The sequence below is a fragment of the Veillonella sp. HPA0037 genome (assembly GCF_000411535.1).
GTDB lineage: Bacteria > Bacillota > Negativicutes > Veillonellales > Veillonellaceae > Veillonella > Veillonella atypica.
Genome location: NZ_KE150483.1, coordinates 1,171,953 through 1,196,092, shown reverse-complemented (window position 1 = coordinate 1,196,092; position 24,140 = coordinate 1,171,953). Strand labels below are relative to the sequence as shown.

Annotated in this window: 21 protein-coding genes; 15 read left to right on the top strand and 6 right to left on the bottom strand. The window is 40.9% G+C overall.

The annotated features are described in order from the left end of the window. The first annotated feature begins 150 nt into the window (after nucleotides 1-150). Entirely contained in the window at nucleotides 151-750 is a 600-nt protein-coding gene (locus HMPREF1477_RS05605) for a TetR/AcrR family transcriptional regulator (RefSeq protein WP_016476128.1), read from the top strand. A gap of 714 nt (nucleotides 751-1,464) precedes the next feature. On the opposite strand, the gene HMPREF1477_RS05600 is transcribed toward HMPREF1477_RS05605, so the two are convergent. Then, entirely contained in the window at nucleotides 1,465-2,802 is a 1,338-nt protein-coding gene (locus HMPREF1477_RS05600; protein ID WP_016476127.1) for an MFS transporter, read from the bottom strand. A 318-nt stretch (nucleotides 2,803-3,120) separates the two neighbouring features. Between HMPREF1477_RS05600 and HMPREF1477_RS05595 the strand changes: the two genes are divergently transcribed. The 8 genes from HMPREF1477_RS05595 (at nucleotide 3,121) to HMPREF1477_RS05560 (ending at nucleotide 13,412) form a co-directional block, all read left to right on the top strand. Next, on the top strand, nucleotides 3,121-3,807 hold the full coding sequence (locus tag HMPREF1477_RS05595) for a Crp/Fnr family transcriptional regulator (protein WP_009661772.1): 687 nt from the start codon (nucleotides 3,121-3,123) through the stop codon (nucleotides 3,805-3,807). A 72-nt stretch (nucleotides 3,808-3,879) separates the two neighbouring features. Next, entirely contained in the window at nucleotides 3,880-7,554 is a 3,675-nt protein-coding gene (locus tag HMPREF1477_RS05590) for a nitrate reductase subunit alpha (protein WP_016476126.1), read from the top strand. Beyond that, complete coding sequence (gene narH, locus HMPREF1477_RS05585) at nucleotides 7,544-8,971, top strand: nitrate reductase subunit beta (RefSeq protein WP_005376657.1); 1,428 nt, start codon at nucleotides 7,544-7,546, stop codon at nucleotides 8,969-8,971. Before HMPREF1477_RS05590 ends, narH begins: the two co-directional genes overlap by 11 nt. Then, the gene (gene narJ, locus HMPREF1477_RS05580) at nucleotides 8,971-9,495 is read left to right on the top strand and encodes a nitrate reductase molybdenum cofactor assembly chaperone (RefSeq protein ID WP_016476125.1); all 525 of its coding nucleotides are present in this window, start codon (nucleotides 8,971-8,973) and stop codon (nucleotides 9,493-9,495) included. The genes narH and narJ overlap by 1 nt, the downstream gene beginning before the upstream one ends. Then, entirely contained in the window at nucleotides 9,492-10,163 is a 672-nt protein-coding gene (gene narI, locus HMPREF1477_RS05575) for a respiratory nitrate reductase subunit gamma (RefSeq protein WP_016476124.1), read from the top strand. The genes narJ and narI overlap by 4 nt, the downstream gene beginning before the upstream one ends. Before the next feature lie 294 nt (nucleotides 10,164-10,457). Continuing rightward, the gene (locus tag HMPREF1477_RS05570; protein WP_005381414.1) at nucleotides 10,458-11,069 is read left to right on the top strand and encodes a hypothetical protein; all 612 of its coding nucleotides are present in this window, start codon (nucleotides 10,458-10,460) and stop codon (nucleotides 11,067-11,069) included. 204 nt (nucleotides 11,070-11,273) lie between these two features. Then, complete coding sequence (locus tag HMPREF1477_RS05565) at nucleotides 11,274-12,467, top strand: MFS transporter (protein ID WP_016476123.1); 1,194 nt, start codon at nucleotides 11,274-11,276, stop codon at nucleotides 12,465-12,467. A 57-nt stretch (nucleotides 12,468-12,524) separates the two neighbouring features. After that, the gene (locus tag HMPREF1477_RS05560) at nucleotides 12,525-13,412 is read left to right on the top strand and encodes a LysR family transcriptional regulator (protein WP_016476122.1); all 888 of its coding nucleotides are present in this window, start codon (nucleotides 12,525-12,527) and stop codon (nucleotides 13,410-13,412) included. A gap of 86 nt (nucleotides 13,413-13,498) precedes the next feature. Here the strand turns inward: HMPREF1477_RS05560 and HMPREF1477_RS05555 are convergent, their stop codons facing one another. Beyond that, entirely contained in the window at nucleotides 13,499-14,110 is a 612-nt protein-coding gene (locus HMPREF1477_RS05555; protein WP_016476121.1) for a LysE/ArgO family amino acid transporter, read from the bottom strand. 134 nt (nucleotides 14,111-14,244) lie between these two features. Continuing rightward, entirely contained in the window at nucleotides 14,245-15,288 is a 1,044-nt protein-coding gene (locus HMPREF1477_RS05550) for a YeiH family protein (protein WP_016476120.1), read from the bottom strand. Nucleotides 15,289-15,562: 274 nt separating this feature from the next. Between HMPREF1477_RS05550 and HMPREF1477_RS05545 the strand changes: the two genes are divergently transcribed. The 5 genes from HMPREF1477_RS05545 (at nucleotide 15,563) to HMPREF1477_RS05525 (ending at nucleotide 20,806) form a co-directional block, all read left to right on the top strand. After that, nucleotides 15,563-16,108 carry a carbonic anhydrase gene (locus HMPREF1477_RS05545; RefSeq protein ID WP_016476119.1) on the top strand — a complete coding sequence of 182 codons (546 nt, stop codon included), beginning with the start codon at nucleotides 15,563-15,565 and terminating at the stop codon, nucleotides 16,106-16,108. Nucleotides 16,109-16,661: 553 nt separating this feature from the next. After that, complete coding sequence (gene bioD, locus HMPREF1477_RS05540) at nucleotides 16,662-17,414, top strand: dethiobiotin synthase (RefSeq protein ID WP_016476118.1); 753 nt, start codon at nucleotides 16,662-16,664, stop codon at nucleotides 17,412-17,414. Nucleotides 17,415-17,489: 75 nt separating this feature from the next. Then, nucleotides 17,490-18,878, top strand: a complete 1,389-nt coding sequence (bioA, locus tag HMPREF1477_RS05535; RefSeq protein WP_016476117.1) for an adenosylmethionine--8-amino-7-oxononanoate transaminase — start codon at nucleotides 17,490-17,492, stop codon at nucleotides 18,876-18,878. Between the two features lie 121 nt (nucleotides 18,879-18,999). Continuing rightward, the gene (locus HMPREF1477_RS05530; protein WP_005376674.1) at nucleotides 19,000-20,340 is read left to right on the top strand and encodes an anaerobic C4-dicarboxylate transporter; all 1,341 of its coding nucleotides are present in this window, start codon (nucleotides 19,000-19,002) and stop codon (nucleotides 20,338-20,340) included. Nucleotides 20,341-20,509: 169 nt separating this feature from the next. Then, nucleotides 20,510-20,806 carry a YciI family protein gene (locus HMPREF1477_RS05525; protein ID WP_016476116.1) on the top strand — a complete coding sequence of 99 codons (297 nt, stop codon included), beginning with the start codon at nucleotides 20,510-20,512 and terminating at the stop codon, nucleotides 20,804-20,806. 60 nt (nucleotides 20,807-20,866) lie between these two features. Here HMPREF1477_RS05525 and HMPREF1477_RS05520 read toward each other — a convergent pair whose 3' ends face one another. Genes HMPREF1477_RS05520 through HMPREF1477_RS05510 form a run of 3 tightly spaced genes read right to left on the bottom strand, consistent with a single transcriptional unit; the run spans nucleotide 20,867 to nucleotide 22,951 of the window. Then, nucleotides 20,867-21,271: a Fur family transcriptional regulator gene (locus HMPREF1477_RS05520; RefSeq protein ID WP_016476115.1), complete on the bottom strand. Its 405-nt coding sequence runs from the start codon at nucleotides 21,269-21,271 to the stop codon at nucleotides 20,867-20,869. 59 nt (nucleotides 21,272-21,330) lie between these two features. Further along, a complete protein-coding gene (locus tag HMPREF1477_RS05515; protein ID WP_005376649.1) occupies nucleotides 21,331-22,149 on the bottom strand; it encodes a metal ABC transporter permease in 819 nt (272 codons plus the stop codon). Beyond that, nucleotides 22,142-22,951, bottom strand: coding sequence for a metal ABC transporter ATP-binding protein (locus HMPREF1477_RS05510; protein ID WP_016476114.1), 810 nt, complete (start codon nucleotides 22,949-22,951; stop codon nucleotides 22,142-22,144). The genes HMPREF1477_RS05515 and HMPREF1477_RS05510 overlap by 8 nt, the downstream gene beginning before the upstream one ends. Before the next feature lie 147 nt (nucleotides 22,952-23,098). On the opposite strand from HMPREF1477_RS05510, the gene HMPREF1477_RS05505 reads away from it, so the two are divergent. Then, complete coding sequence (locus tag HMPREF1477_RS05505; protein WP_005381389.1) at nucleotides 23,099-24,004, top strand: metal ABC transporter substrate-binding protein; 906 nt, start codon at nucleotides 23,099-23,101, stop codon at nucleotides 24,002-24,004. Nucleotides 24,005-24,140: the final 136 nt, after the last annotated feature.

The following is a 24,140-nucleotide window of genomic DNA, read 5'->3' as shown; positions in this document are numbered from 1 at the left end:
TTAATTGTATTTTGAAAATCTCATCAAATAGATTACTGTTTGTAATCCCTAGAATAAGTGTACCTTGTTTTGTTATACTAGTCTCAACAATAATTGACACTATGTTTGTTAATAGACACATTGTATAAATGTGTCTATATTGGAGGTTATATGATAACTCGAAAAGAAATGACACGAATGTTGTTAAAAGAAGGGTTGCTTAGTTGTTTAGAAAACCATTCTTTTGAGTCTTTAACCGTAACATTGTTGTGTAAAGCATCAGGTATAACTCGCTCTACTTTTTATTTACACTATAGCAATATCATGGAAATTGTTGATGATTTAGTAGATGATGCAATCGCTTATTCGCGACCAGGAATGGTAGATAATAATAATTTACAAACTATAGCTAACACCTTATCAGCTGCTTCTAATTCTGTTTCGTTGAGAGAAGCATACGATTCTATTTTTGATAGATTGCCCTTATGTCAGCGTATTATACGACATAAAAAGTATTTACCTTTATTTTTAGATGACCAAATTTCAGAATATGTATTGCAACGAATTATACGGAGTGAAAAAGATCGGCAAGGGCTTGTTATGGCAGAAGCACTTGGGACTTCATTTGACGTGGGTGTATCCGTTTTTGTATTTTTAGTGCACGGACTATATGCTGTTAATAAACAATATAAGTGGTCCCAAAGCGATGAATGGTTAGAAGCACAGAAAGTTATCTTTGAACTCGTTTGCCGTGGGTTACAAAGAAAATAAGCATATAAGGCTCACATACTTCCTTGGTGCATCAATACATGCTCACCTAGAAATTAGTACAGGCCTGTACTAATTTCTAGAAGAGGTATATGGATGAGGTCAAGTCCCTAGGCCGCAGACCGTTCTGTCTATTTAGAACGCATAAATTCATGAGCAACCGTAATTGCTGTGGCAGAAAATATAATTCACCATGTAGATAATCTAATTCACATCTAATTTTTAATGAAATAACCCCCTCAGAGAGTCCGACTTTGCTAGGCCAAGGCCCTAGGCCGCAGGCCGTTCTGTTTATTTAGAACGCATAAATTCATGGGCGACCGTAATTGCTGTGGCAGAAAATATAATTTACTATGTGATGTTCTAATACAGATTTAAATTCCAATAAAAGAACACCCACAATTATCCGACTTTACTAGGTCAAGGCCCTAGGCTGCAGACCGTTCTGTCTATTTAGAACGCATAAATTCATGGATAACCGTAATTGCTGTGGCAGAAAATATAATTCACCATGTAGATAATCTAATTCACATCTAATTTCTAATGAAATAACCCCCTCAGAGAGTCCGACTTTGCTAGGCCAAGGCCTAGCCGCAGGCCGTTAAGGCGGTGGAGGACGACTGAGGGGGTATTTCATTACCCAAATTAAGGGTGAATTATATTTTCTTTAATGATGTAAATTATATTTTCTATACAGCTATAAGGTAGAACATGAATTTATACGTTCATGTTTGCCCCTTTTCTCACATAGAACCAGAAGCAAACCGCAACTGTTACGATGTTGAATGCTAGTAGTACTGCGAATGCAGGATGAATATTGCCGAATGTGGAGTATACGAAACCGAAGATTTTAGGTGTAATGAATGCACCGTATGCAGCTACAGCAGCTACGAAACCTGTAATTAAAGAGGAAAGCAATGGATTGCCAAATACGTGAGGAATCATACGGAATGTAGCGCCTGTTGCAAAGCCGCAGCATACGAATGTCAATACGGACATAGCAAAGAAGAATGGGAAGTTGTGCATATCTACACCAACTGCGATCAATGCAGTGGTAGCACATAAGCCGATGAGGCTAACAAAGGTAACTTTTGTACCGCTGTTGATTTTGTCGGATAACCAACCGCCTACAGGACGAAGGGCACCTGCAACAAGTGGACCTACGAATGCGATAGAAGCAAATGGTACTTCTGGGAATTCTTTACCTACTAATAGACCAAGTGCTGCTGCGTAACCGGAGAAAGCACCGAAGGAACATGTATAAAGTAATGTAAACGCCCAAGTGTGTTTGTTCCCAAAGATTTGTACAAGATTTTTAGGATTTGGTTTTTCTAGTGGTAAGTTATCCATGAAACGTGTCATAAGTGCAAGGATAACAACGAGTGGTACGATCCACATGAAAGCTGCATTGGCAAGGTATACTGCGTTACCTTTGATGATAGCTGGTGTTACACCAAATACACTACCTAGTGCAGTAGAACCCATAGCAAATGGAGCCAAGAAGTAGATTACAGAAACACCAAGGTTACCAACGCCGCCGTTGATACCAAGAGCAGTACCTTTTTCGGATTTAGGGAAGAAGTTGCCAATGTACGCCATGGAGGACGAGAAGTTGCCGCCCGCTAAACCGATGAGGGCAGTTAAGATCATGAATGTCGTATAAGAAGTTGTTGTATCTTGAACGGCAAAGCCAAGCCATACAACAGGAACTAATAGAATAAGTGTGGAAATAAATGTCCAGTTCTTACCACCGATTAAGGCCGGCATGTAGGTATATACGAAACGTAATGTAGCACCTACAAGACCTGGTAAAGCTGCGAGTGTAAATAATTGTTCAGTTGTAAAGTGGAAACCTGCGCCATTTAATTGTGCTGCGATGGTAGCCCATAGATACCATACGCAAAAGGCTAAGGTTAAGGCAATAGTGGATATTACCAAATTTTGTTTGGCGATTTTTTTACCAAACTTTTCCCAAAATTCGGGATTTTCTGGTTGCCAGTTCGCAACAATCTCTTTGCGACTTGCACCTACTTGAGGCATTTTCAGTTCTGACATGAGAGCTCTCCTTTAACTAAAACACATGTGATAAAGGGTAGATCTTTTCACACGAATATGTGGCACATCTCGTTTAAAAGCCTTGTAAAATGTGGTACTATAATAATAGAGAGTGTGCCTAAAATCACACCATTATTATATAGGACAGAATATAATGTGAATGTGACGAAAAACACACTTATATGAGAATTAATCGGTTATAATAGGGATAATATACGTAAAGTATATAGTATATGTGCCTTTTGTGCATGGCTGATTGTGAAAGCTACTTTCACAATCAATATGGACAAATGACACTGAAAGATGCACGGTGATAGTATGGAACAGGAGTTAATTAACCAGTTACTTGCATTGCCAGGAGAAACAATTCACCTTGAAAAAGGCGAGTTTTTGTTTCACGAAGGTGATATAGCAGATCATTTTTTTATTGTCCGCGAAGGGCGACTTAGTATTAAGAAATTTGAGGCAAGTGGTCATATTTTTGCTCATCGGTTGGTGGGGCCAAATAATGTGCTTGGTGAAATTCCTTTGTACGAGACGAACACCCGGACTTACGTGTTCAATGCGATTGCACGTGAAAAATGCTCGGTATATTCCATCCGTTATGATGTTTTGGAACCAGCCATTGCAAAGGACCATTCACTGGCTATTGCAATGATGAAAATCTATACACTTCATATGCGGCGACAACAAGCCAAATACAGAGATTTGTTGTTGTATGGCAAAAAAGGTGCATTTTATTCGACACTATTGCGTTTAGCTAATAGCTATGGTATTCAACGTGATGACGGTATCTATATAGACATCGCGTTAACAAATCAAGAGTTAGCTGAATTTGCTGCCACATCTCGGGAAAGTTTAAACCGCATGCTCAGTGAGTTACGAAAATTAGGCTATGTAGCCTATGATAAACACCATCTGGTAATCTGTGACTTAGATGCATTAATCGGATTACTCGATTTAGATAGCGACACGATCGATCCTAATATCAGTAATATCGAATAATTGTGGATATTCGCCCTTGTTGTTGGCATTGCTAACGCAAGGGCTTTTTTGTAGTTTTAAGGAGGACACGAGATGAGTTTATTGTCTCAGAAATTCAAGTTTCTTCGCAAGAAGGACGTATCTCCAAGCGGTCACCAAATCACAGAAGAAGGCGGTCGCGAATGGGAAAATTTTTATCGTGACCGTTGGTCCTACGATAAAGTGGTCCGCACAACACATGGCGTAAACTGTACTGGTTCTTGTAGCTGGAACATTTACGTTAAAAATGGCGTCGTAGCATGGGAAAACCAAGCTACAGATTATCCGGAAACACCTGATGATATGCCGGACTATGAACCACGTGGGTGCCCTCGTGGTGCGACATTCTCTTGGTATTTATACAGCCCATTGCGCGTAAAATATCCATATGTACGCGGCGAATTGGCTGAGCTTTGGAGAGAAGCTAAGAAAACAGCTAAAAATCCTATCGAAGCATGGAAATCTATCGTAGAAGATCCTGAAAAGGCGAAAAAATATAAATCTGCCCGTGGTATGGGTGGCTTTGTGCGCTCCACTTGGGACGAAGCGACAGAAATCACTGCAGCATCTTTACTATATACAGCAAAAACATACGGCCCTGACCGCAACGCAGGCTTCTCTGTAATTCCAGCGATGTCCATGTTGTCCTATGCAGCAGGTGCTCGTTTCCTTAACTTAATGGGTGGTTCACCATTGTCCTTCTATGACTGGTATGCCGATTTGCCACCATCCAGTCCACAAGTTTGGGGTGAACAAACGGATACACCTGAATCTGGTGACTGGTACAATGCTGGCTACATCATGACTTGGGGGTCCAACGTACCGTTGACACGTACGCCTGATGCTCACTTCTTGACAGAGGTCCGTTACAAAGGTACTAAGGTTGTATCTGTATCTCCTGACTATGCGGAATCTACAACTTCTTCTGATGCTTGGCTTAATGTGAAAGCCGGCACTGATGCGGCTCTTGCTATGGCAATGGGTCATGTTATCTTAAAAGAATACTACATCGATAAGGAAACTCCATACTTCAAAGAGTATGCTAAAGAGTTTACCGATATGCCATTCCTTGTACGCGTTGAAGACATCAACGGTGCAATACAACCAGGTCGTTTCTTAAACGCTAAGGATTTAGGTAGCAAAGAAGACGGTGCTGATTTCCAAACTGTATTAATTGATGAAACAACAAATGAAATCGTTGTTCCAAATGGTACAATGGGCGACCGTCACACAAATCCACAAAAATGGAACTTACGCCTTGAAAACCGCAATACAGGGGCTAAAATTGACCCTCGCTTATCCGTGTTTGACCAACGCCAAGATGTGACTGTTGTTAAGTTACCGTACTTTGGCGATGAAGAGCACGAAGGCGTTATTGAACGTGCTATTCCAACTATTACAGTACAAACTGTAGACGGTCCTGTAAAAGTAACTACTGTATATGACCTTATTCTTGCTAACTATGGTATCGATCGTGGTATCGGTGGTGAAGTGGCAACATCTTATACTGATGACACTCCTTACACACCTACATGGCAAGAAAAAATCACTGGCGTAAAAGCAGATATTGCTATTGCCACAGCTCGTGAATTTGCAGATAATGCAGAAAAAACTAAAGGTCGTTCCATGATTATCATGGGCGGTGGTATCAACCACTGGTACCATGCGGATATCATTTACCGTACAATCTTGAACCTCATCATGTTCTGTGGTACAGAAGGTGTTAACGGTGGTGGCTGGGCTCACTACGTAGGTCAAGAAAAACTTCGTCCTGTTGAAGGTTGGGGCGGTATCATGACAGCTAACGACTGGAGTAAAGCGCCTCGTTTGCAAAATGGTACATCTTGGTTCTACTTTGCTACAGAACAATATCGTTCTGATTGCATCGATTTGGCAGACCGCGTATCTAAATTAGCTAAGCCTCGTTACCGTCACCCTGGTGACTACAATGTATTGGCTGCACGTTTAGGCTGGTTGCCATCGTACCCTACTTTCAATAAAGGCAGCCAAGAATTGATTAACGATGCTCGTGCAGCAGGTGCTGGTACAGAAGCAGAGATTAACCAATATGTGGCGCAAGCATTGAAAAATAAAGAATTACAATTCTGCGTAGAAGATCCAGCGGCTAAAGAAAACCACCCACGCAACTTGTTTGTATGGCGTGCGAACCTTATCGGTTCTTCCTCTAAAGGCCATGAATACTTCTTGAAACATTTACTTGGTACAAAACATGGTGTTCTCGAAGATGATGACGCACCAGTAAAACCAGAAGAGATCAAATGGCGCGAAGCAGATGAAGCTGGTAAGCTTGACCTCTTAATCGACATCGACTTCCGTATGGCTTCTACAGGCTTGTATTCTGATATTGTATTCCCAGCGGCTACATGGTATGAAAAAGAAGACTTGTCTTCTACAGATATGCATCCATATGTACACGTATTCCAAGCGGCTGTTGATTGCGCATGGGAAACTAAATCTGACTGGGATACATTCCGTACCCTTGCAGAAACAGTATCTCGCGTAGCGAAAGAGTCTGGCTTCACAGAATACGAAGATATCGTAGCATTACCTCTTGGTCATGATAGCCCAGGTGAAGTGGCTCAACCAGAAGGTAAGGTTCTCGACTGGAGCAAAGGCGAATGTGAACCAATTCCTGGTAAAACAATGCCGAACCTCGTTCATGTAAAACGCGATTATAGTAAAATCTTTGAAAAATACATTGCATTGGGACCTAACATCGAAAACAAAATGGGGGCTCATGGCATGGCTTGGGATGTATCTGATGAATATCAAACATTGTACGCACAAAATGGTGTCATCGATAATCCAGAATTCATTTCTCATGGCCGCCCTAGCATTTACGAATGTAAGGAAGCTTGTAACGCCGTATTGACATTGTCCTCTTGTACAAACGGTAAATTGGCTGTTCGCTCTTGGAAAGCAATGGAAGAAAAAACAGGCCTTTCTGGTCTTGAAAAGAACGCAAAAGGTCGTGAACAAGAAAAAATTACTTTCGATGACATGGTTCGTCAACCACGCTTCATCATTAGCTCTGTAACAAGTACTGGTAAGAACGATAAAAACCGTCGTTATTCTCCATTTACTACATCTACAGAAGATAAGGTACCATTCCGTACCGTAACAGGTCGTCAATCCTTCTATTGTGACCATGAAATGATGCGCGATTACGGTGAAGCTATGGCGTTGTACAAACCGGTATTGTCCTATAAACCAGTACAAGGTGACTACAAACAAGAAGGTGTTCCTGAAATCACATTGAAATACTTAACACCACATCACAAGTGGTCTACACATAGTATGTATTTCGATAGCCAACAAATGTTGACATTGTTCCGCGGTGGTCAAACTATTTGGCTCAACGAAGACGATGCAGCAGAAATCGACGTTAAGGATAATGATTGGGTAGAAGCTTTCAATAAAAACGGTATCGTTGCAGCTCGTGCTGTAGTTTCCCCACGTATTCCTCGCGGCATTTCCTATATGCACCATTCCCAAGATCGTCACATCAACGTTCCTGGCGCGAAAGTTAAGAAACAACGCGGTGGTACGCATAATGCACCAACTCATATTCACATGAAACCGACACACATGATCGGCGGTTATGGCCAATTGAGCTATGGCTTTAACTACTATGGCCCAACTGGTAACCAACGTGATATGACAATTGTGGCTCGTAAAATGAAGGAGGTAGATTGGCTTGAAGATTAAGGCTCAAGTATCTATGGTCCTAAATTTGGATAAGTGTTTGGGTTGTCATACATGCTCTATCACTTGTAAAAATACATGGACGAACCGCGAAGGCGCGGAATATATGTACTTCAATAACGTGGAAACTCGCCCAGGCGTAGGTTACCCACGTCATTGGGAAGACCAAGAAAAATGGAAAGGCGGCTGGACATTAGATAACTCTGGCAAATTAGCTCTTTCTACAGGTTCTAAAACAAATCGTTTGATGAAATTATTCTTCCATCCTGAACAACCAGAGTTGAAGGATTATTTCGAACCTTGGACTTACGACTATGAAACATTGATTCATGGTGGTCGTAAAAACAACCAACCAGTTGCTCGTCCTCGTTCCCTTGTGACTAAACAAAAAATGGAAGTTACTTGGGGCCCTAACTGGGATGACGATTTGGCTGGTGGTCAACATGCTCGCTCTGATGTGAACTTAACTAAGATGGGCCAAGATATCGTATTTGACTACGAAGAAGTATTCATGCGTTATTTGCCTCGTCTTTGTAACCACTGCTTGAACCCTGCATGTGTAGCTGCATGTCCATCCGGCGCGATTTATAAACGCGACGAAGATGGTGTGGTTCTCGTATCTCAAGACGTATGCCGCGGTTGGAGACATTGCGTTCCATCTTGTCCATACAAAAAAATCTTCTATAACTGGGAAACTAATAAAGCTGAAAAATGCGTATTCTGTTACCCACGCTTAGAAAATGGCTTGCCTCAAATCTGTGCTGAAACTTGTGTAGGTCGTATGCGCTATGTTGGCGTTGTATTCTACGATATGGACAAAGTAGAAGCTATGGCAGCTACAAAAAATGAACAAGATATTTACGAAAATACATTAGATTTGATTTTGGATCCTCATGATCCAGAGGTTATCAAAGCGGCTCGTGCTGAAGGCATCTCTGAAGCATGGATTAAAGCAGCTCAAAAATCTCCTGTATACAAACTTGTAAAAGAGTGGGGCGTGGCATTGCCATTGCATCCTGAGTATCGCACATTGCCAATGGTTTGGTATGTACCACCACTCAGCCCAATCTTGCAACGTGTAACATCTGATGTATACTTGCCAGATGCACATGAAATGCGCGTACCTGTACAATACCTTGCTAACTTGTTTACAGCAGGTAATACAGAAATTTTAGCTCGTACATTGCAACGTGTTCTCGACATGCGTGAATACATGCGCCGTCGTGAAACAGGTGACGGTCCTATCGATCACAATGTGGAGTTAACAGAGGATCAAATGTACGGTATGTACAAATTGTTGGCATTGTCCAAATACAATGATCGCTTTGTTATTCCATCTGATGTAAAAGTATCTCGCGAAGGTCGCCTAGAAATGCAACAAAATCGCGGTTTTGCTTGCCCTACAGGGGGATGTCAATAATGAAGGATGCTCAGAAAATCGCTCTTATTGCGTCATTTCTTCTACGCTATCCTGATGAACAATGGTATAACGAATTACCTGAATGGAGAGAGGACGCCCAATCCGTTGGGCATCCTCAACTTCGCCAAGGTTTATTAGAATTCTTCGACTATGTAGAGGACTCCGATAAAAAAGAATTTGAAGACCAATTTGTTCGTACCTTTGATTTTAGTCAAAATACAACGATGTATTTGTCGACTTATGAATTACAAGGTACTGGGGAACAAGCAGAAGAACTCGTTAAATTTAAAGCGTTCTTCCTAGAAAACGACTATGATTTGCCAAAAGAAATGCCAGACTATATTCCAGCACTTCTTGAATTATGTGCCGTTATCGATGATGAAAAAGCAAAAGAAATTTACGACTATTGTAAGCCAAAATTGGAATACATTAGAGAACGCTTCATTGAGGCTAAATTGCCTTATGCATTCTTGTTTGATATTATCTTGTCTGTTGCAAATGGATTGGAGGACGGTGCACGATGAATCTATTCCTTTGGGGCGCTTTGCCTTACATCGCTTTCACCTTCTTAATCGTAGGTACTTTGGTTCGTTTCTTCTACTTTGAAAGAAACTGGACTACAAAATCGAGTGAATTTTTAGAGAAAAAACAATTGCGCATTGCCAATCCATTGTTCCACTTTGGCTTGCTTTGCGTTATCGGTGGTCACGTAGTAGGTGTGTTAATCCCTAAAACTTGGACTGCTGCAATCGGTATTAATGACCATATGTACCATGAAGGTGCGTTATACATGGGTGCTGTAGCGGGTATCATTTTCATCGTAGGCTTCTTGCTTTTGATGAAACGTCGCTTTACTGTGCCTGCTATGAAAGTTAATACATCTGGCCTTGATAAATGGTTATACTTGTTCTTAACATTAGCTATTTTTAGTGGTATGGCTGGTACATTGCTTAATGCATCTGGTTTCTTTGATTACCGCGTATCCATCGGCCCTTGGTTCCGTAGCTTACTATCCTTTATGCCGGATCCATCCTTGATGGAAGGCGTACCATTCATGTTTAAATTCCACATGTTAGCGTGGATGGTGGTAGCTATTATCTTCCCATTTAGCCGTTTGGTACACTGCTTGAGTGTTCCACTCAACTACTTAGCACGTCCGTTCATCGTATATCGCAAACGTGATCGTGTATAATTGAATAGTTGAAACTTTATATCGGTTGCATACGGTATACTAGTTTCTCTAATAGCCCTCATGGTTGTGAAAGCTGTCGCTTTTACGGCTGTGAGGGCTTTTAGTTTTTATCTGCTCTTGGATAATATTTAAAGTTTATATTGTAATCTGGGCATATTCCTGCTATATGAGAAATATTCATGTTTTTATGTGAGATTGGTATACATTTTCACTTTACTGTGAGAATGAAAATTGGTATTATCTTATGTGGAATTATTTAACATCATATATATTTAACTGTGAGGAGTCTCGATAATGGCAGAAGTAGTGAAGAAACAATTTAAGAGTAAGTATCATATTCTTATTTGGATCGCTGTGTTAGCACTTATTTTAATGGGAATGGTAGAATATGGTTATGTAACTAGCGGCAGATCATTTGGTAACTGGAAGGTTCATTTAGGTTTAATTCCCTATGCTGCATGGCTTGTATTAACCTACATTGCAACGAAGCCAAAATGGTTTATCAAACGATATAATCCAAAAGAAATGTTTGAAGTGCATCGTATTGTAGGTATTGTCAGCGTTGTCTTAGTCTGTGCTCACTGGTATGTATACTTCTTAAAGGCCCTAAAATCTTTCTTAGGTTTTTGGGGCGGTTATATCTCCCTTGGAGCCATGTTTATTGCTCTTATCTTTGGTGTACTATACTTAACACCTTGGATTGGAAATATGGCAAAATCCGTATCTCGTAAGAAAGCGATTTGGATTCATCGTTTAAATCTTATTGCCATCATTGCAGCAAACATTCATGTTCATGGTTTTGGTCGTTTGTCCAAAATGGTACCATTCTTACCTGTATTTGATATATTAACCTATGCATTGGTTATTTATTACATCTATTGGATGATCAAACAAAAGCAATACTAAGAATGTAGTATATATTTTTTATAAATAGAAGCTCTCGTCTATTACTAAGAGATGAGAGCTTTTTTTGTGCCTATCTTTACTTATTAGTACATAAGAGATGGTCTTTTTTGTGTGTTTACGATACAATATATAGGTAAGTTATCTTAATATATTTATGTAAATATATTCTAAATAATGTATTTTGATTAATTGCTTGAAGGTTGTATGGATATTTCATGGAAGCGCATCATCTATTTGATTTGCGCTATACAAGTCGGTGCGGGCATTACTATTATCGGCGTATTATCATTTATACCTTTATATTTGGTAGATCTAGGGCTCACCAATCAAGGAGAGGCTGCTATGTGGGCCGGTCTTGTATCTGGTGTAACACCTTGTATGGTAGCCTTGAGTGCTCCCTTTTGGTCCAGGAAAGCCAATGAACTAGGGCCTCGGCGGGTGATGATGTTCATCCTTGCCACTCTGATGCTAGCTGTAGGGGCTGCCGGTTTTGCACAAACGCCGAGTCAGCTGTTAGTGTTGCGTACCTTACAAGGCTTAGTGGGTGGTTTTGTACCCATTGGACTTGGTATCATTGTATTAATCACACCAGAGGAACGCGTACCATGGGCAATGGGATTGTACCAAGCGTCGATGGTGATGGGTCTTGTTTTTGGCCCTCTTATGGGTGGTCTTGCTGCCGATTTATTAGGCTATCGGGCTCCGTTCTTTATGTTTTCCATCTTATCAGGTTTGTGCTTGTTAGGTGTGTACCTACTCATGCCTAATCTACAGCATGCGCATAAGGTAGATAGTAATGAGTCCCAATGGTCATTAATTAAATCATTTCTTGCTATCCCACGTGTACGATTGCTCGTGGTTATGCAATTTTTATGTAACTTTGGTATTACCGGTATAGGCCCTATATTGCCACTCTACATTAAACACTATATGCAAGTAAATGATGATTTTGTGGCTACCATTGTAGGTGTTATTATCTTTGGGGCCGGTCTGTTTAGTGCACTAGCATCGATTTCAATCGGTCGCATTACTAAATGGATGTCTATGCCGAATATATTATTGACGGCCACCTGTGGTGTAGGCGGATTTTTTATCCTCCAATATCTTATGCCAAATGTGTGGGGCTTAGGTATATTTAGAACCATTGCAGGATTCTTTATGGGCTTTATTACGCCTATAGCGAATACCTTGATTTCAAAGGCTGTTCCCAAAGAGCGGCGAAGTATTGTCTTTGGTGCTGTATCCAGTGTAGCCATGATGGGCAATGTGTTGGGCCCTATGATTAGTGGTATGATCGCTAATTGGTTTGGTTATGGCATGGTATTTTGGAGTACTGCTAGTATCTTTTTTATAGCCGCTATATTTGTGTGGCGTAGCCTGTTGCGAGAGAGTATCTAGATGTCTGGATAGTGACAGGTTTATTGTTTGAGATTGTGTGTATTGAGAGAGTTCATCATGTTATTAAAACAATTGGAGTATTTTATTTCTGTTGTAGAGCATAACAGCTTTACACAGGCAGCCTATGAGCACTATGTGTCTCAGTCGGCTATTTCACAACAAATTAAATCCTTGGAGGCTAGCCTTGGCGTTCCATTGATGATACGTGAAAAGCGTAGCTTTCATCTAACACCGGCTGGTGAATATTTATATCGGAATGGTAAACAGCTGATGACGCGTGTTAAAAATTTACAAGATGAGACGGTGCGTGTCGGTAAAAATGAGCGTAAGTATTTGCGTATTGGCTATTTAAATCGCTATAGTGGCATTGCATTGCAGCAGGCATTAATGCGCACTACAAAACGGTATCGTGACCTCGATGTGCGTATGTATAGTGGCAGCCATTCTGAATTGAATCAAATGATCGATGATAATTTGGTGGATATCATTTTTAATGACTATTGGCAAATTAAGTCGGATAATGATTATGTAGCATATCCTATTAGTAAGGCCACCGTTATAGCAGAGGTGCCCAAGGGGTATACACCGGAGGGGGCTGTAGAGCTGAAAGAATTATTAGATTTGCCGTTAATTCTTGTATGTCATGATGACCAACGGTTAGATGAAGAGGAAAACTATCGAAAATCGATGGGATTTATGGGATCGTTCCTACAAGTTAAAAATCTTGAAGAAGCCCGTTTTCTCGTTGGTGCTGGACAAGGTATATTATTGGTAGACCGATTCAAGTATCTAGTGGATACCATTCCAGGTATTGAGCGAAAATGTATATTAAATAATGGTAAACCTATAGAAAAGGATTACTATTTCTATGTGAGTCCACAAAATCCTAATACCTATGCAGAGGCATTTAAAGATATTTTCCTACAGGTCCTCGATGAGTTTTAAATAACAACATATATGAATAAAACAGGTATCGCCTAAAACCACACAGCTTTATGGTGTAGTGATTTCAGGCGATACCTGTTTTGTGTTTATATGGACAGCATCATTAGAATGCCATCATAGACGAGCTTTATGCCATATATGATTAATACGGTACCGCATACGCGATTGATCCATACGAGATGGGATATCTTAATTTTCTTAGCTAGTATATACATGGTTCCAGCAAGGAATCCAAACCAAATCGGTGTCATCGCGAGGAATCCAAAGAAGAAGTGATATATGCTTTCAGCAGGAATATTAGCGCGAAAGGCGCCGAGCATCATGGATGCATCGATGACTGCTTGCGGATTGCCCCATGTAACGAGAAGTGCCATTAACAGGATATTTTTGATGGGGATGTTCGTATCAACCTTTTTGAGTGAAGGTGTAGTTTTAAATGTTTTGTATCCTAGGTAGGCTACGAGCAAGCCGCCTGCAATGAGAATGATCAGGTTGAAGACTGGCCATGCCTCGAGGAGCGCCCCAATGCCGTAAAAGGCCGCCGTACTCAAGGTCATATCGAATAGACCAATGATAGTGATAGTTAACAGGATACGTGGCAATGGTTGGACGAGGGCCGTATTAATGATAAATAGATTTTGCATCCCAATCGGTGCAAACGTGGCGAGACCTACTAATAAACCTTGCAGGAAATACATAGATAATCCTCCTTTCTTGATGGATGATACGTTTTGGTAAATTTGGTACGTATAATAAAAGAATAGACCCCTGTGTAGTGTTATAAAGTACTACATAGAAATCTATTCTGTATTAAACGAAGCTTTATTCTATTTTACCATAAACCGATAACATGTTGCATCCCTAGGCTGACGAGGGCGATGCAAATCCAGCATGCAGCGCCTAATGCAAGGGCACTACCACCAGATTTAATAAGCTTAACAAGATTTGTATTAAGCCCAATAGCAACCATGGCCATGGTGATAAAGTATTTAGAAATAGTTTTGAATATGTCTAAGAAGTGAATGTCCACATTTGCATAGGACAATACAGTTGTAATAAGAGAACAAATGACAAAGTAAAGAACGAACTTAGGGAAGATTGCTGCAATATTAACAGATTCAGCGTTATCACTTGCCTTAGCCGCTTGTTTGGCTTTGTACACTTGATAGCTAGCAAGACCTAAACAGATAGGGATGATTGCCAATGTACGTGTCAATTTAACGATGGTTGCATATTCAAGAACTTGTGTGCCTGTGCCCTTCATGCTATCCCAAACAGCAGCAGTAGCTGTTACGGATGATGTATCGTTAACGGCTGTGCCCGCAAAGAGGCCAAAGCCCATGTTAGACAACCCAATAGCATCGCCAAGAGGTGGGAATACGAATGCAGCGACTACATTGAAGAAGAATACAACGGAAATAGCTTGTGCAATATCTTGATCGCTAGCTTTCACAACAGGCGCCGCCGCCGCAATGGCACTACCACCACAGATGGAAGAACCAACGCCAATCAAAACGGCTGTGTTAGAATCGATATGCGTGGCTTTGAATATGATGAAAGAAACGATAAGCGATGTGGCAATGGTTGAGATGATAATTGGTAAGGAAACCCAACCTACATGCAATACTTGGGTGATGTTAAGACCAAAGCCGAGAAGGATAACGGCCCATTGTAAGATTTTTTTAGACGTAAATCCAATGCCGGCGCCCGTTTTTTCTCGTTTCCAAGATGTGAATAAAGAACCAATAATAATACCGAGGATAATAGCGAAGATTGGACTGCCGATAAAATGAAAATGCTGTCCTAATAGCCAACATGGAATAGCTAGAATTGCACAAAGCAATATGCCTGGCAGTGTTTTTGCATTGATACCCATCATAAAACCTCCTAACTGTACCTACTTGGTACATACATCGCTGTGGTATCGCACAGGATGTATAAATAAACTACGACTTAATAGTAACATAATCGGGGGAATTAATCGAGGGGGATTCCTCATTAAGTATCTTGTATACATAGCTTATAGTATTGTATCTTATGGTGAAAGTTTTATATAATCTTATACGGGATAATTATACTTAATGAAATATGATTCCTAGTAAAATACGTAGAGAACATCAACATGTCTCATAGAATATGCGAGGTGCATTATGATTGATATTAATGGTATCATTGAAAAAAACAAAGAATATGTAGCTAAACACCCTGAGCTTGCTCAAAAGGGTTTAACTAGTCATCCTACAAAGAAATTAGCCATTGTAACATGTATGGATACGCGTTTAGTGGGGATGCTCGAAGAATCCTTGGGATTTGATCGCGGCGAGGTCATTACAATTAAGACGGCCGGCAACAGCGTAACGCAACCGATTGATAACATCGTTCAAAGCTTGCTTGTGTCTACATATGGCATGGGCATCGAAGATGTAATCGTCATCGGTCACGAAAACTGTGGTATGATTGACTTTTCCGCAGAACAATTTATGGACTCTATGAAAGCCAAAGGCATTAATGAAGATGCCATTCGCATGATTGAACCAGGTCTTATCGATTGGATGGACCGTTTCCACATTTCTGAAGAAAATGTACGCTATACAGTTAAATTCTTGCGTCACCATCCATTATTCCCAAGAGGCATGGGATTCTATGGGGGGATGATGGATCCTGATACAGGGGAATTCCGCTATATTGAGGTTTAATCATCTACTCGATGGGGCCCTATTACAATTCTACATTTAGGTTATCAAGAGCCACGCATACTCTCGCTCCACCGGCCGGGTCTGACTACGGCCTGCGGCCTTCGCAGGGCCAAAGTCGCGCGAGAGTATGCGTGGCTCTTGCTATAACTATAGATGTAATTAGGTCCCATCGAGTTTTCTCATAACCACAATGTAGCGGAATTCCTCTGCATTTAATGAGAGAGAACACCGGCCGGGTCTGACTCCGGCCTACGGCCTTCGCAGGGCCAAAGTCGCTGTGGAAAGGGACCCTCTATTTCTATTTACTTTGCGTGTAAACTAGTCTCATTGGGTTATGCTTACCCGCTCAATATAGCGGAATCTCTCTATATTTAAGAGTGGAATGTCGCTGCGAGGGTATGGGGGGCTCTTGCTATAGCTGAAAATTGTCAACCTGTATAGATTGTATATAGTTGACTGTTCTATTTGTAAGTTTTATACTGTAATTAAATTGTCAACTAATTATATATGCATAGTTGTTAATGCTGATTTGATATGGTAAAGAGGTGCTCGTATGAGACAGTTAGGTGTTTCTATTATTGGTACGGATACGGATGTAGGTAAGACGTTTGTCACAGGTTTGCTTGGGGCCTTAGCAGTGGACGATGGTTTTGATGTGGGCATGATTAAGCCTGTGTCGTCTAGTGCGGTTCCGTTTTCTCAATGCGGAACGATGGATGAAGATGAAATATGCATGGGTCTTGAAAGTAAGGATGCCACCTATTTGATGCAGTCTGTAGGTATTCCTGAGTCCCGTCGTCGCGAGGTGAATCCTATTGCATTGGCAGGGGATTATTCACCGCGTTTGGCGGCAGAGTTGGCCGGTGTAGAGATCGATTATCCGGAAATCGTAGATCATGTAAAAACGGTTGTAAATCAACACGATATTACATTTGTAGAAGGGGCTGGTGGAATTACAACGCCTCTTACTAAGGATATTACGTTTACAAATCTTATGACGGATATTGCATATCCTGCCATATTGATTGCTGATGGGCGTCTGGGTTCTATCAATCGCGTTGTGTTAACGTATGAGTATGCAAAACAGCATCATATTGATGTAAAAGGAATCATTGTAAATGATACGACTGTGGTGGATCCATTCTTATTAAAGACGAATATTGAGGATATGGAACGGTATACCGGTATTCCGGTGCTCGGTGTACTTCCTCCATATCAAGGACCTAATCAAGCTCATATCAAACTTGGTTGGGGGCGTTCGTTCTTAGATTCGGCTAAGATTTGGCAAACTATATGGGGCATTTAGTGAAAGCTCTATATACAAGGAATCTGGAATTAAGTAGATAGTATAGATATAAAATCTTAAGTATGAGGTGTTATGATGGCAGAGAAACAACTTTCACAAATTGCACAATGGGACCACGAATTTGTATGGCATCCATTTACGCAAATGCAAGACTGGTTAGCACAAGAACCTGTAGTTATCGAACGCGGTGAAGGCGTGTATTTGATCGATGACAAGGGTAAAAAGTATTATGATGGTGTATCATCCTTGTGGGTTAATATTCATGGACATAATCATCCTGTGCTTAATCAAGCGTTGAAGGACCAAGTTGATAAGATTGCGCATAGCACATTGCTCGGATTGGTGAGTCCTCCATCAGCGCAGTTGTGTAAAGAATTAGTTGAATTGGCACCAGAAGGTTTGGAAAAGGTATTCTTATCCGATGATGGTAGTACGGCTATTGAAGTCGCTATTAAGATGGCGTACCAATACCGTCAATTAGTAGGTCAAACAAAGAAAACGAAATTTATTGCACTCAATGCGGGCTATCATGGTGATACATTAGGTACTGTATCCGTAGGTGGGATTCAGTTGTTCCATCAAGTGTTCCATAATTTGTTGTTCAAACCTTTAACCTTGCCAAGCCCTGGTGTATACCGTGATGTAGCAGATCGAGATAAAGCATTTGAAGATTCCTTAGCAGAATTGGAACGTATCCTCAATGAAGAAGGAGATGAAATTACAGCTCTGGTTATGGAACCATTAGTGCAAGCTGCGGCCGGTATGCTTGTTATGCCTCACGGCTATTTAAAACGCGTTCGTGAGTTAACTGCCAAACATGATGTATTCCTCATCGTTGATGAAGTGGCAACAGGCTTTGGCCGTACAGGTAAATTCTTTGCTTGTGAACATGAAGGCGTATCGCCTGATTTTATGACCTTATCCAAAGGGATTACGGGTGGTTATTTGCCGTTGGCCGCTACATTGACTACAAAACGCGTATTCGATGCATTTCTTGGCACATTTGAAGAAAAGAAAACATTCTATCATGGCCATTCCTACACCGGTAATGCCTTGGCATGTGCTGTTGCATTGGCTTCGTTGAAAGTATTCCGCGATGAAAAGGTTATCGAAGGATTATCTGCGAAGATTGAGGCTTTCACAAAGGCACTTAAACCTATCGAAGCGTTAAAGCACGTTAAAGAAGTACGTCAACGAGGTCTTATTGTAGGTATTGAACTTGAAAAGGACGTTGCTACTCACGAAGCGTATCGCCCAAATGATGCGGTAGGTGCAAAGGTTGCCGTTTTAGCTCGTGAACAAGGCCTTATTTGCCGCCCAATCGGCGATGTGGTTATCCTTATGCCACCATTGGCATCCACGGTGGAACAATTGGAAGACATGGTTCGCATCGTAGGTGAAAGCATTAAACGTGCCACAGAAGAAGAGGGCGTATTAGAAGATTTGAAGCCAATCATTCTATAATAAAAGGCATTTTACTTGCATAATGTAAAATATATTCTATACATTCTCAAAATACGATGATTATTCTGCATATCTATGATACTATATATGTATAGTATATATATTCAAAGGAGGTCATCGTATGGACATTTATGTAATTATGCAAGTCATTATTTTGTTCGGTGCCATCTTCTTGGGCGTACGCCTCGGTGGCATGGGCATCGGCTATGCTGGCGGCCTCGGCGTCGTATTGCTGAGCCTCGGTATGGGGATGTTCCCAGGGCAAATTCCTTGGGATGTTATCTTAATCATTATGTCAGCCATTGCCGCAATTTGTGCATTGCAGTTGGCTGGTGGTTTAGATTATTTAGTACGCATTGCGGAAAATATCTTGCGTAAAAATCCTAAACACATCAACTATTTAGCTCCTACAGTTACGTATTTCTTGACAATCTTGGCTGGTACAGGTCATACGGCATTTTCTATGATTCCTGTAATTGTAGAGGTTGCAAAGAGCGAGAATATCAAGCCGTCCGTACCACTATCGATTGCCGTTGTAGCCAGTCAAATCGGTATTACCGCAAGCCCTGTATCCGCAGCGGTTGTTGCTATGAGCGGATTCCTTGAACCGTTCGGTGTTAGCTATCCAACATTGCTTGGTATTTGTATTTCCACAACATTTATTGCGGTTATGATTACTGCCTTTATCATGTCGACCTTTACGAACAATGATTTGTCTTCTGATCCTGTTTACCAAGAACGTTTGGCCGCAGGCCATGTGGCACCACCTCGCGAAAAGAATGTGGATTTCCATCTAAAACCAGGTGCGAAAAAATCTGTATTAATCTTCTTAATCGGTATCATTTGTATCGTATTCTATGCAACAGCGATTTCCAAGAATATCGGTATCATTAAACCGGTTATATTTGGTCGAAACGATGCCATCGTCGGATTCATGATGATTATTGCAGCGGCTATCACATTCTTCTGTAAATTAGATACAGCACAACTTGTCAACACAAGTACATTCAAATCTGGTTTATCTGCTTGCGTCTGTGTTCTCGGCGTAGCGTGGTTAGGCGATACCTTTGTAAAAGGTCATATCCCTGAAATTAAAGCCATGGCCTCTAGCATGGTAACGGCATATCCATTCTTGTTAGCAGTTGCCTTCTTCTTTGCTAGTACGCTTTTGTATAGCCAAGCAGCGACTACACAAGCACTTGTACCGGCAGTAATCCTTGCTTTAGGTATTACACCGGAAAATACGGGATCTGTATATATCATTATCGCATCCTTTGCGGCCGTATCTGCACTCTTTGTACTACCTACATACCCAACACTTTTGGGGGCTGTACAAATGGATGATACAGGTTCGACCCGAATCGGTCATCTCGTATTTAACCATCCCTTCTTCATCCCAGGCGTACTTGCCATTGCTATTTCTGTAGCACTTGGTTTCGTTGTTGCTCCATTGATGTTGTAATTGGTGAAAGCGTATAAAATCCTATACTATGCATAATACACAGGGCCTAGTCACATACGACTAGGCCCTGTTAATTGTTGTGCAATGGATACATTATTGGAAAAATGCTATACTATACATAAGAGAGGGATATATAGTATGGTAGAGAAAGATGATATAGGAGCCTATTATGTATACGATTTCTATCAAGCTAGATATGAATCGCATCCCGCCGGAAGCATTCGAGGCAATGAGAGAGAAGCATCATATCTGGTATAAAACATATTTTGATGCAGGAAAATTTTTAATGTTTGGCTCAAGACCAGATAACTCTGGTGAAAGCCTTATTATCGCTCAAGGAACAGTTGAGGACTTAGAAGAGGCGGTACAATTTGACGCATATTATGCGGAGCAATTGGCAACCTATGAGATTCGCGAATATAAGGTAACATTGTTCAATGAAGCGATTAAAAACTATATAGATTGATATTAGATATCCCATATGAAAGGGCCCCTAGTACATTAGACTAGGGGCCCTTTTGGCGTTTTATCTGTTTTTACAGTCCTTGCAGATTCCCGCAATTTCTAGGTGATGTTCTGTTACTGTAAAATCTACATCTGTAAGTTCCTGTGGCATTTCTACGACGGGGCAGGTATGTAGAGGTATCATAGCACCGCATTTTGTACATACCGCATAGTGACGGTGCGTATGGGGTGTAATTTCGTAGTACGCCATGTCGCTACCCATGATGGTGGTACGTGTAACGATATCTTTTGTTTCTAATAACTCAAGGGTGCGGTAAATGGTAGACATCCAGGTGGTGCTGCCATCGCCTAATCGTTCAGCAATTTCGATGGCGGTAATCGGTTTATCCGTTGAGTTTAATACGGACCAAATAGCTTCGCGCTGTTTGGTCTTTTTTATGCCTTCTGGCCAATGTGTTGTATTCATAATAACGCTTTCTATTATGGGGTAACTATTAACTGTATGTACTCTTGTACACATACTATTTATTTACTAAATTGCATCCTCCGAATAATGGATTTAATATTCTTGATAATGAGTACTACCAATAGGATGAATACCGATGTAAGTGATACAAAGCCACCTGGTGCTACGTTGAGGTAATAGGATCCGAATAGGCCGATAATCATGGCCAGTAAACTAAATCCAATGGAGCAGAGTAAGGTTGTTCTAAAACCTTTTTCCAATTGTAATGCAGAGGCTACCGGTAAGGCAATCATGGCACTTAATACGAGAACGCCGACGATTTTGATGGAAATGGATACGGCTGCCGCCATTAAGATAGCAAATACATAGTTAATCAAATCCACTTTTACACCCGCTACTCGTGCTGCCTCTTCATCGTAGGCGATGTAGAGCAGTGAGTTGTAGAGGAAATACAAGGTTAACACAGATAATATGGTAAGTACTGCAATGCTAATCATATCTGTAGTATTTACGGTTAAGATGCTACCGAAGAAGAACACGTTAGCGTTAGCTTTCAGCTTGCCCGAACTGATGAGGGTAATGGCTGTACCGATGCTGAGAGATAAGATGATGGTAAGAATCAAATCGAGGTGGTGAGAAAAGTATTTCCGCAAGAACTCGATAAGAGCGCCGCAGATAGCGGTGAATATGAAAGCCCCTAATATAGGGTTCGTATTGGTCAATAAGCCTAGGGTAATTCCGGCGAGGGATGCGTGGCTCATGGTGTCGCCAATCATACTGGACCGGCGTAGTACCATAAATATACCGATGCATGGGCATAATAGAGAAATGCAGACTGCTACGAAGAAGGCATTTTGCATGAAATCATAATTAAACATGGCGCACCTCCTTAGATGTTGTATCATCAGCCTGAGCCTGAGCCTGAGCCTGAGCCTGAGCCTGAGCCTGAGCCTGAGCCTGAGCCTGAGCCTGAGCCGTCACATCTGTAAAGCAGGAACAGTTTTCATGGTCCACAGAATTGCATCCCGTGTTATGCATGATTTCGCAAGCATATTGTTCAGGGGAACAGAGATGACCTTGACCATTTGCAATGTGATAGATATTTGTCGAATTTGCAAGAGCCATTTCCAAATTATGCTCTACAGAAATAATAGTAATATGGTGTTCCTGATTTAGTGTGCGCAAGAGGGCATAAATACCTTCTTGGCTCTTGCGGTCGATGCCCGTTGATGGTTCATCGAGAATGATGAGATCTGGATTGCCGATAAGGGCCCGTGCGATAGAAACGCGCTGTGCTTGACCGCCGGATAATTTGCTGATGAGGCGGTCTTTAAACTCTGTCATATGTGTGAGTTCAAGAACGCGATTCACTTCATGCTTATCTTTGATGTTCAATAGCTTGCGATAGGAATCTAGAATTTCATAGACTGTAATAGGAAATCCAGCATGGGAAAAATCATTCTTTTGTGATACATAACGAATATTGTTCGTGTTGCATGTGATGGAACCTTTTACAGGCGTTAGAAAACCTAGAATGAGGCGCAAGAGGGTGCTTTTACCAGAACCATTGTCGCCTACGATGGAAATATAATCGCCGCTATGCATCTCTACGTTTAAATCATTTAGCACATAGGGCGGTTGACCTTGGTATGAAAAATAAAGATGTTGAATTGATAACATAAAAACCACTTTTCTGATTGACAAAATTATTACTACGTTTATACTATAACTATATTACAAATGCAACTGAGTCGCAACTGCAAGTAAAGAATACTATATATACTATAATAGCATGAGCACTCAGGATTTAGAAAAAGGAGGCCTACTATGGTCAAGAAACTGGTATTGTTAGTAGTTGGCGTGCTGATGGCTGCTCTATTTGCAGGCTGTGGTAATGATGCGCCAAAGGAACAAGCAGGTAAGAAAATCCAAGTGGTAACAAGTTTTAATGCTATGTCTGAATTTGCGAAGGCTATCGGTGGCGATAAGGTAGAGGTATCTACGATTATTCCAGATGGTACGGAACCACATGACTTTGAATTAAAACCAGAGAATATGAAACAATTAGCATCAGCGCAAGTATTTGTTTATAACGGACTTGGCATGGAACCTTGGGCGCAACAAGCGATTGATGCGGCTAAAAACGACAAACTTGTATCTGTGAAAGCATCTGACGGTGTAGAGGCTATTAAGAACACAGATCCTGACGAAATTAAAGAACATGGCGCAGAAGATCCTCATACATGGTTGTCTTTGAAAAATGCTAAGATCGAAGTTAAAAATATTAAGGATGCATTGGTAAAGGTAGATCCTACGAACAAGGATTATTACGAAAAGAACTACAATGATTATGTGGCAAAATTAGATGCGATGATTCAAAAATATGAAGGTCAATTTGCAAAAGCTCCACACAAAAACTTTGTAACAGGTCATGCTGCTTTTGCATATCTATGCCGTGACTTTGGATTAGAACAAAATAGCGTAGAAGATGTATTTGCAGAAGGTGAACCAAATGCGGCACAATTGGCTAAACTCATCGAATACTGTAAGGAAAACAAGATTACCACAATCTTCGCAGAAGAAATGGCTAGTCCAGAAGTATCTAAGACATTAGCTCAAGAAGTAGGCGCTAAGGTAGAAACTATTTATACTATCGAAAGCAAGGAAGATGATAAAACATATCTTGAACGAATGGATGATAATTTGACTAAAATCTTAGGAAGTTTGCAATAACTTTTTATGAGTAAAATTAAACTATTTATAACATAAAAATATAATAAAATTAAAAGCAAGGTATAGAGTATACCTTGCTTTTATGTTATAATGAATGAGCGTTTCATGAAAAACGCACTGTTTGTGTGCATTGATG

Coding starts and splice junctions, on each gene's coding strand:
- HMPREF1477_RS05605 (WP_016476128.1), top strand. CDS start 151: ATGATAACTCGAAAAGAAATGACACGAATGTTGTTAAAAGAAGGGTTG.
- HMPREF1477_RS05600 (WP_016476127.1), bottom strand. CDS start 2,802: ATGTCAGAACTGAAAATGCCTCAAGTAGGTGCAAGTCGCAAAGAGATT.
- HMPREF1477_RS05595 (WP_009661772.1), top strand. CDS start 3,121: ATGGAACAGGAGTTAATTAACCAGTTACTTGCATTGCCAGGAGAAACA.
- HMPREF1477_RS05590 (WP_016476126.1), top strand. CDS start 3,880: ATGAGTTTATTGTCTCAGAAATTCAAGTTTCTTCGCAAGAAGGACGTA.
- narJ (WP_016476125.1), top strand. CDS start 8,971: ATGAAGGATGCTCAGAAAATCGCTCTTATTGCGTCATTTCTTCTACGC.
- narI (WP_016476124.1), top strand. CDS start 9,492: ATGAATCTATTCCTTTGGGGCGCTTTGCCTTACATCGCTTTCACCTTC.
- HMPREF1477_RS05570 (WP_005381414.1), top strand. CDS start 10,458: ATGGCAGAAGTAGTGAAGAAACAATTTAAGAGTAAGTATCATATTCTT.
- HMPREF1477_RS05565 (WP_016476123.1), top strand. CDS start 11,274: ATGGATATTTCATGGAAGCGCATCATCTATTTGATTTGCGCTATACAA.
- HMPREF1477_RS05560 (WP_016476122.1), top strand. CDS start 12,525: ATGTTATTAAAACAATTGGAGTATTTTATTTCTGTTGTAGAGCATAAC.
- HMPREF1477_RS05555 (WP_016476121.1), bottom strand. CDS start 14,110: ATGTATTTCCTGCAAGGTTTATTAGTAGGTCTCGCCACGTTTGCACCG.
- HMPREF1477_RS05550 (WP_016476120.1), bottom strand. CDS start 15,288: ATGGGTATCAATGCAAAAACACTGCCAGGCATATTGCTTTGTGCAATT.
- HMPREF1477_RS05545 (WP_016476119.1), top strand. CDS start 15,563: ATGATTGATATTAATGGTATCATTGAAAAAAACAAAGAATATGTAGCT.
- bioD (WP_016476118.1), top strand. CDS start 16,662: ATGAGACAGTTAGGTGTTTCTATTATTGGTACGGATACGGATGTAGGT.
- bioA (WP_016476117.1), top strand. CDS start 17,490: ATGGCAGAGAAACAACTTTCACAAATTGCACAATGGGACCACGAATTT.
- HMPREF1477_RS05530 (WP_005376674.1), top strand. CDS start 19,000: ATGGACATTTATGTAATTATGCAAGTCATTATTTTGTTCGGTGCCATC.
- HMPREF1477_RS05525 (WP_016476116.1), top strand. CDS start 20,510: ATGTATACGATTTCTATCAAGCTAGATATGAATCGCATCCCGCCGGAA.
- HMPREF1477_RS05520 (WP_016476115.1), bottom strand. CDS start 21,271: ATGAATACAACACATTGGCCAGAAGGCATAAAAAAGACCAAACAGCGC.
- HMPREF1477_RS05515 (WP_005376649.1), bottom strand. CDS start 22,149: ATGTTTAATTATGATTTCATGCAAAATGCCTTCTTCGTAGCAGTCTGC.
- HMPREF1477_RS05510 (WP_016476114.1), bottom strand. CDS start 22,951: ATGTTATCAATTCAACATCTTTATTTTTCATACCAAGGTCAACCGCCC.
- HMPREF1477_RS05505 (WP_005381389.1), top strand. CDS start 23,099: ATGGTCAAGAAACTGGTATTGTTAGTAGTTGGCGTGCTGATGGCTGCT.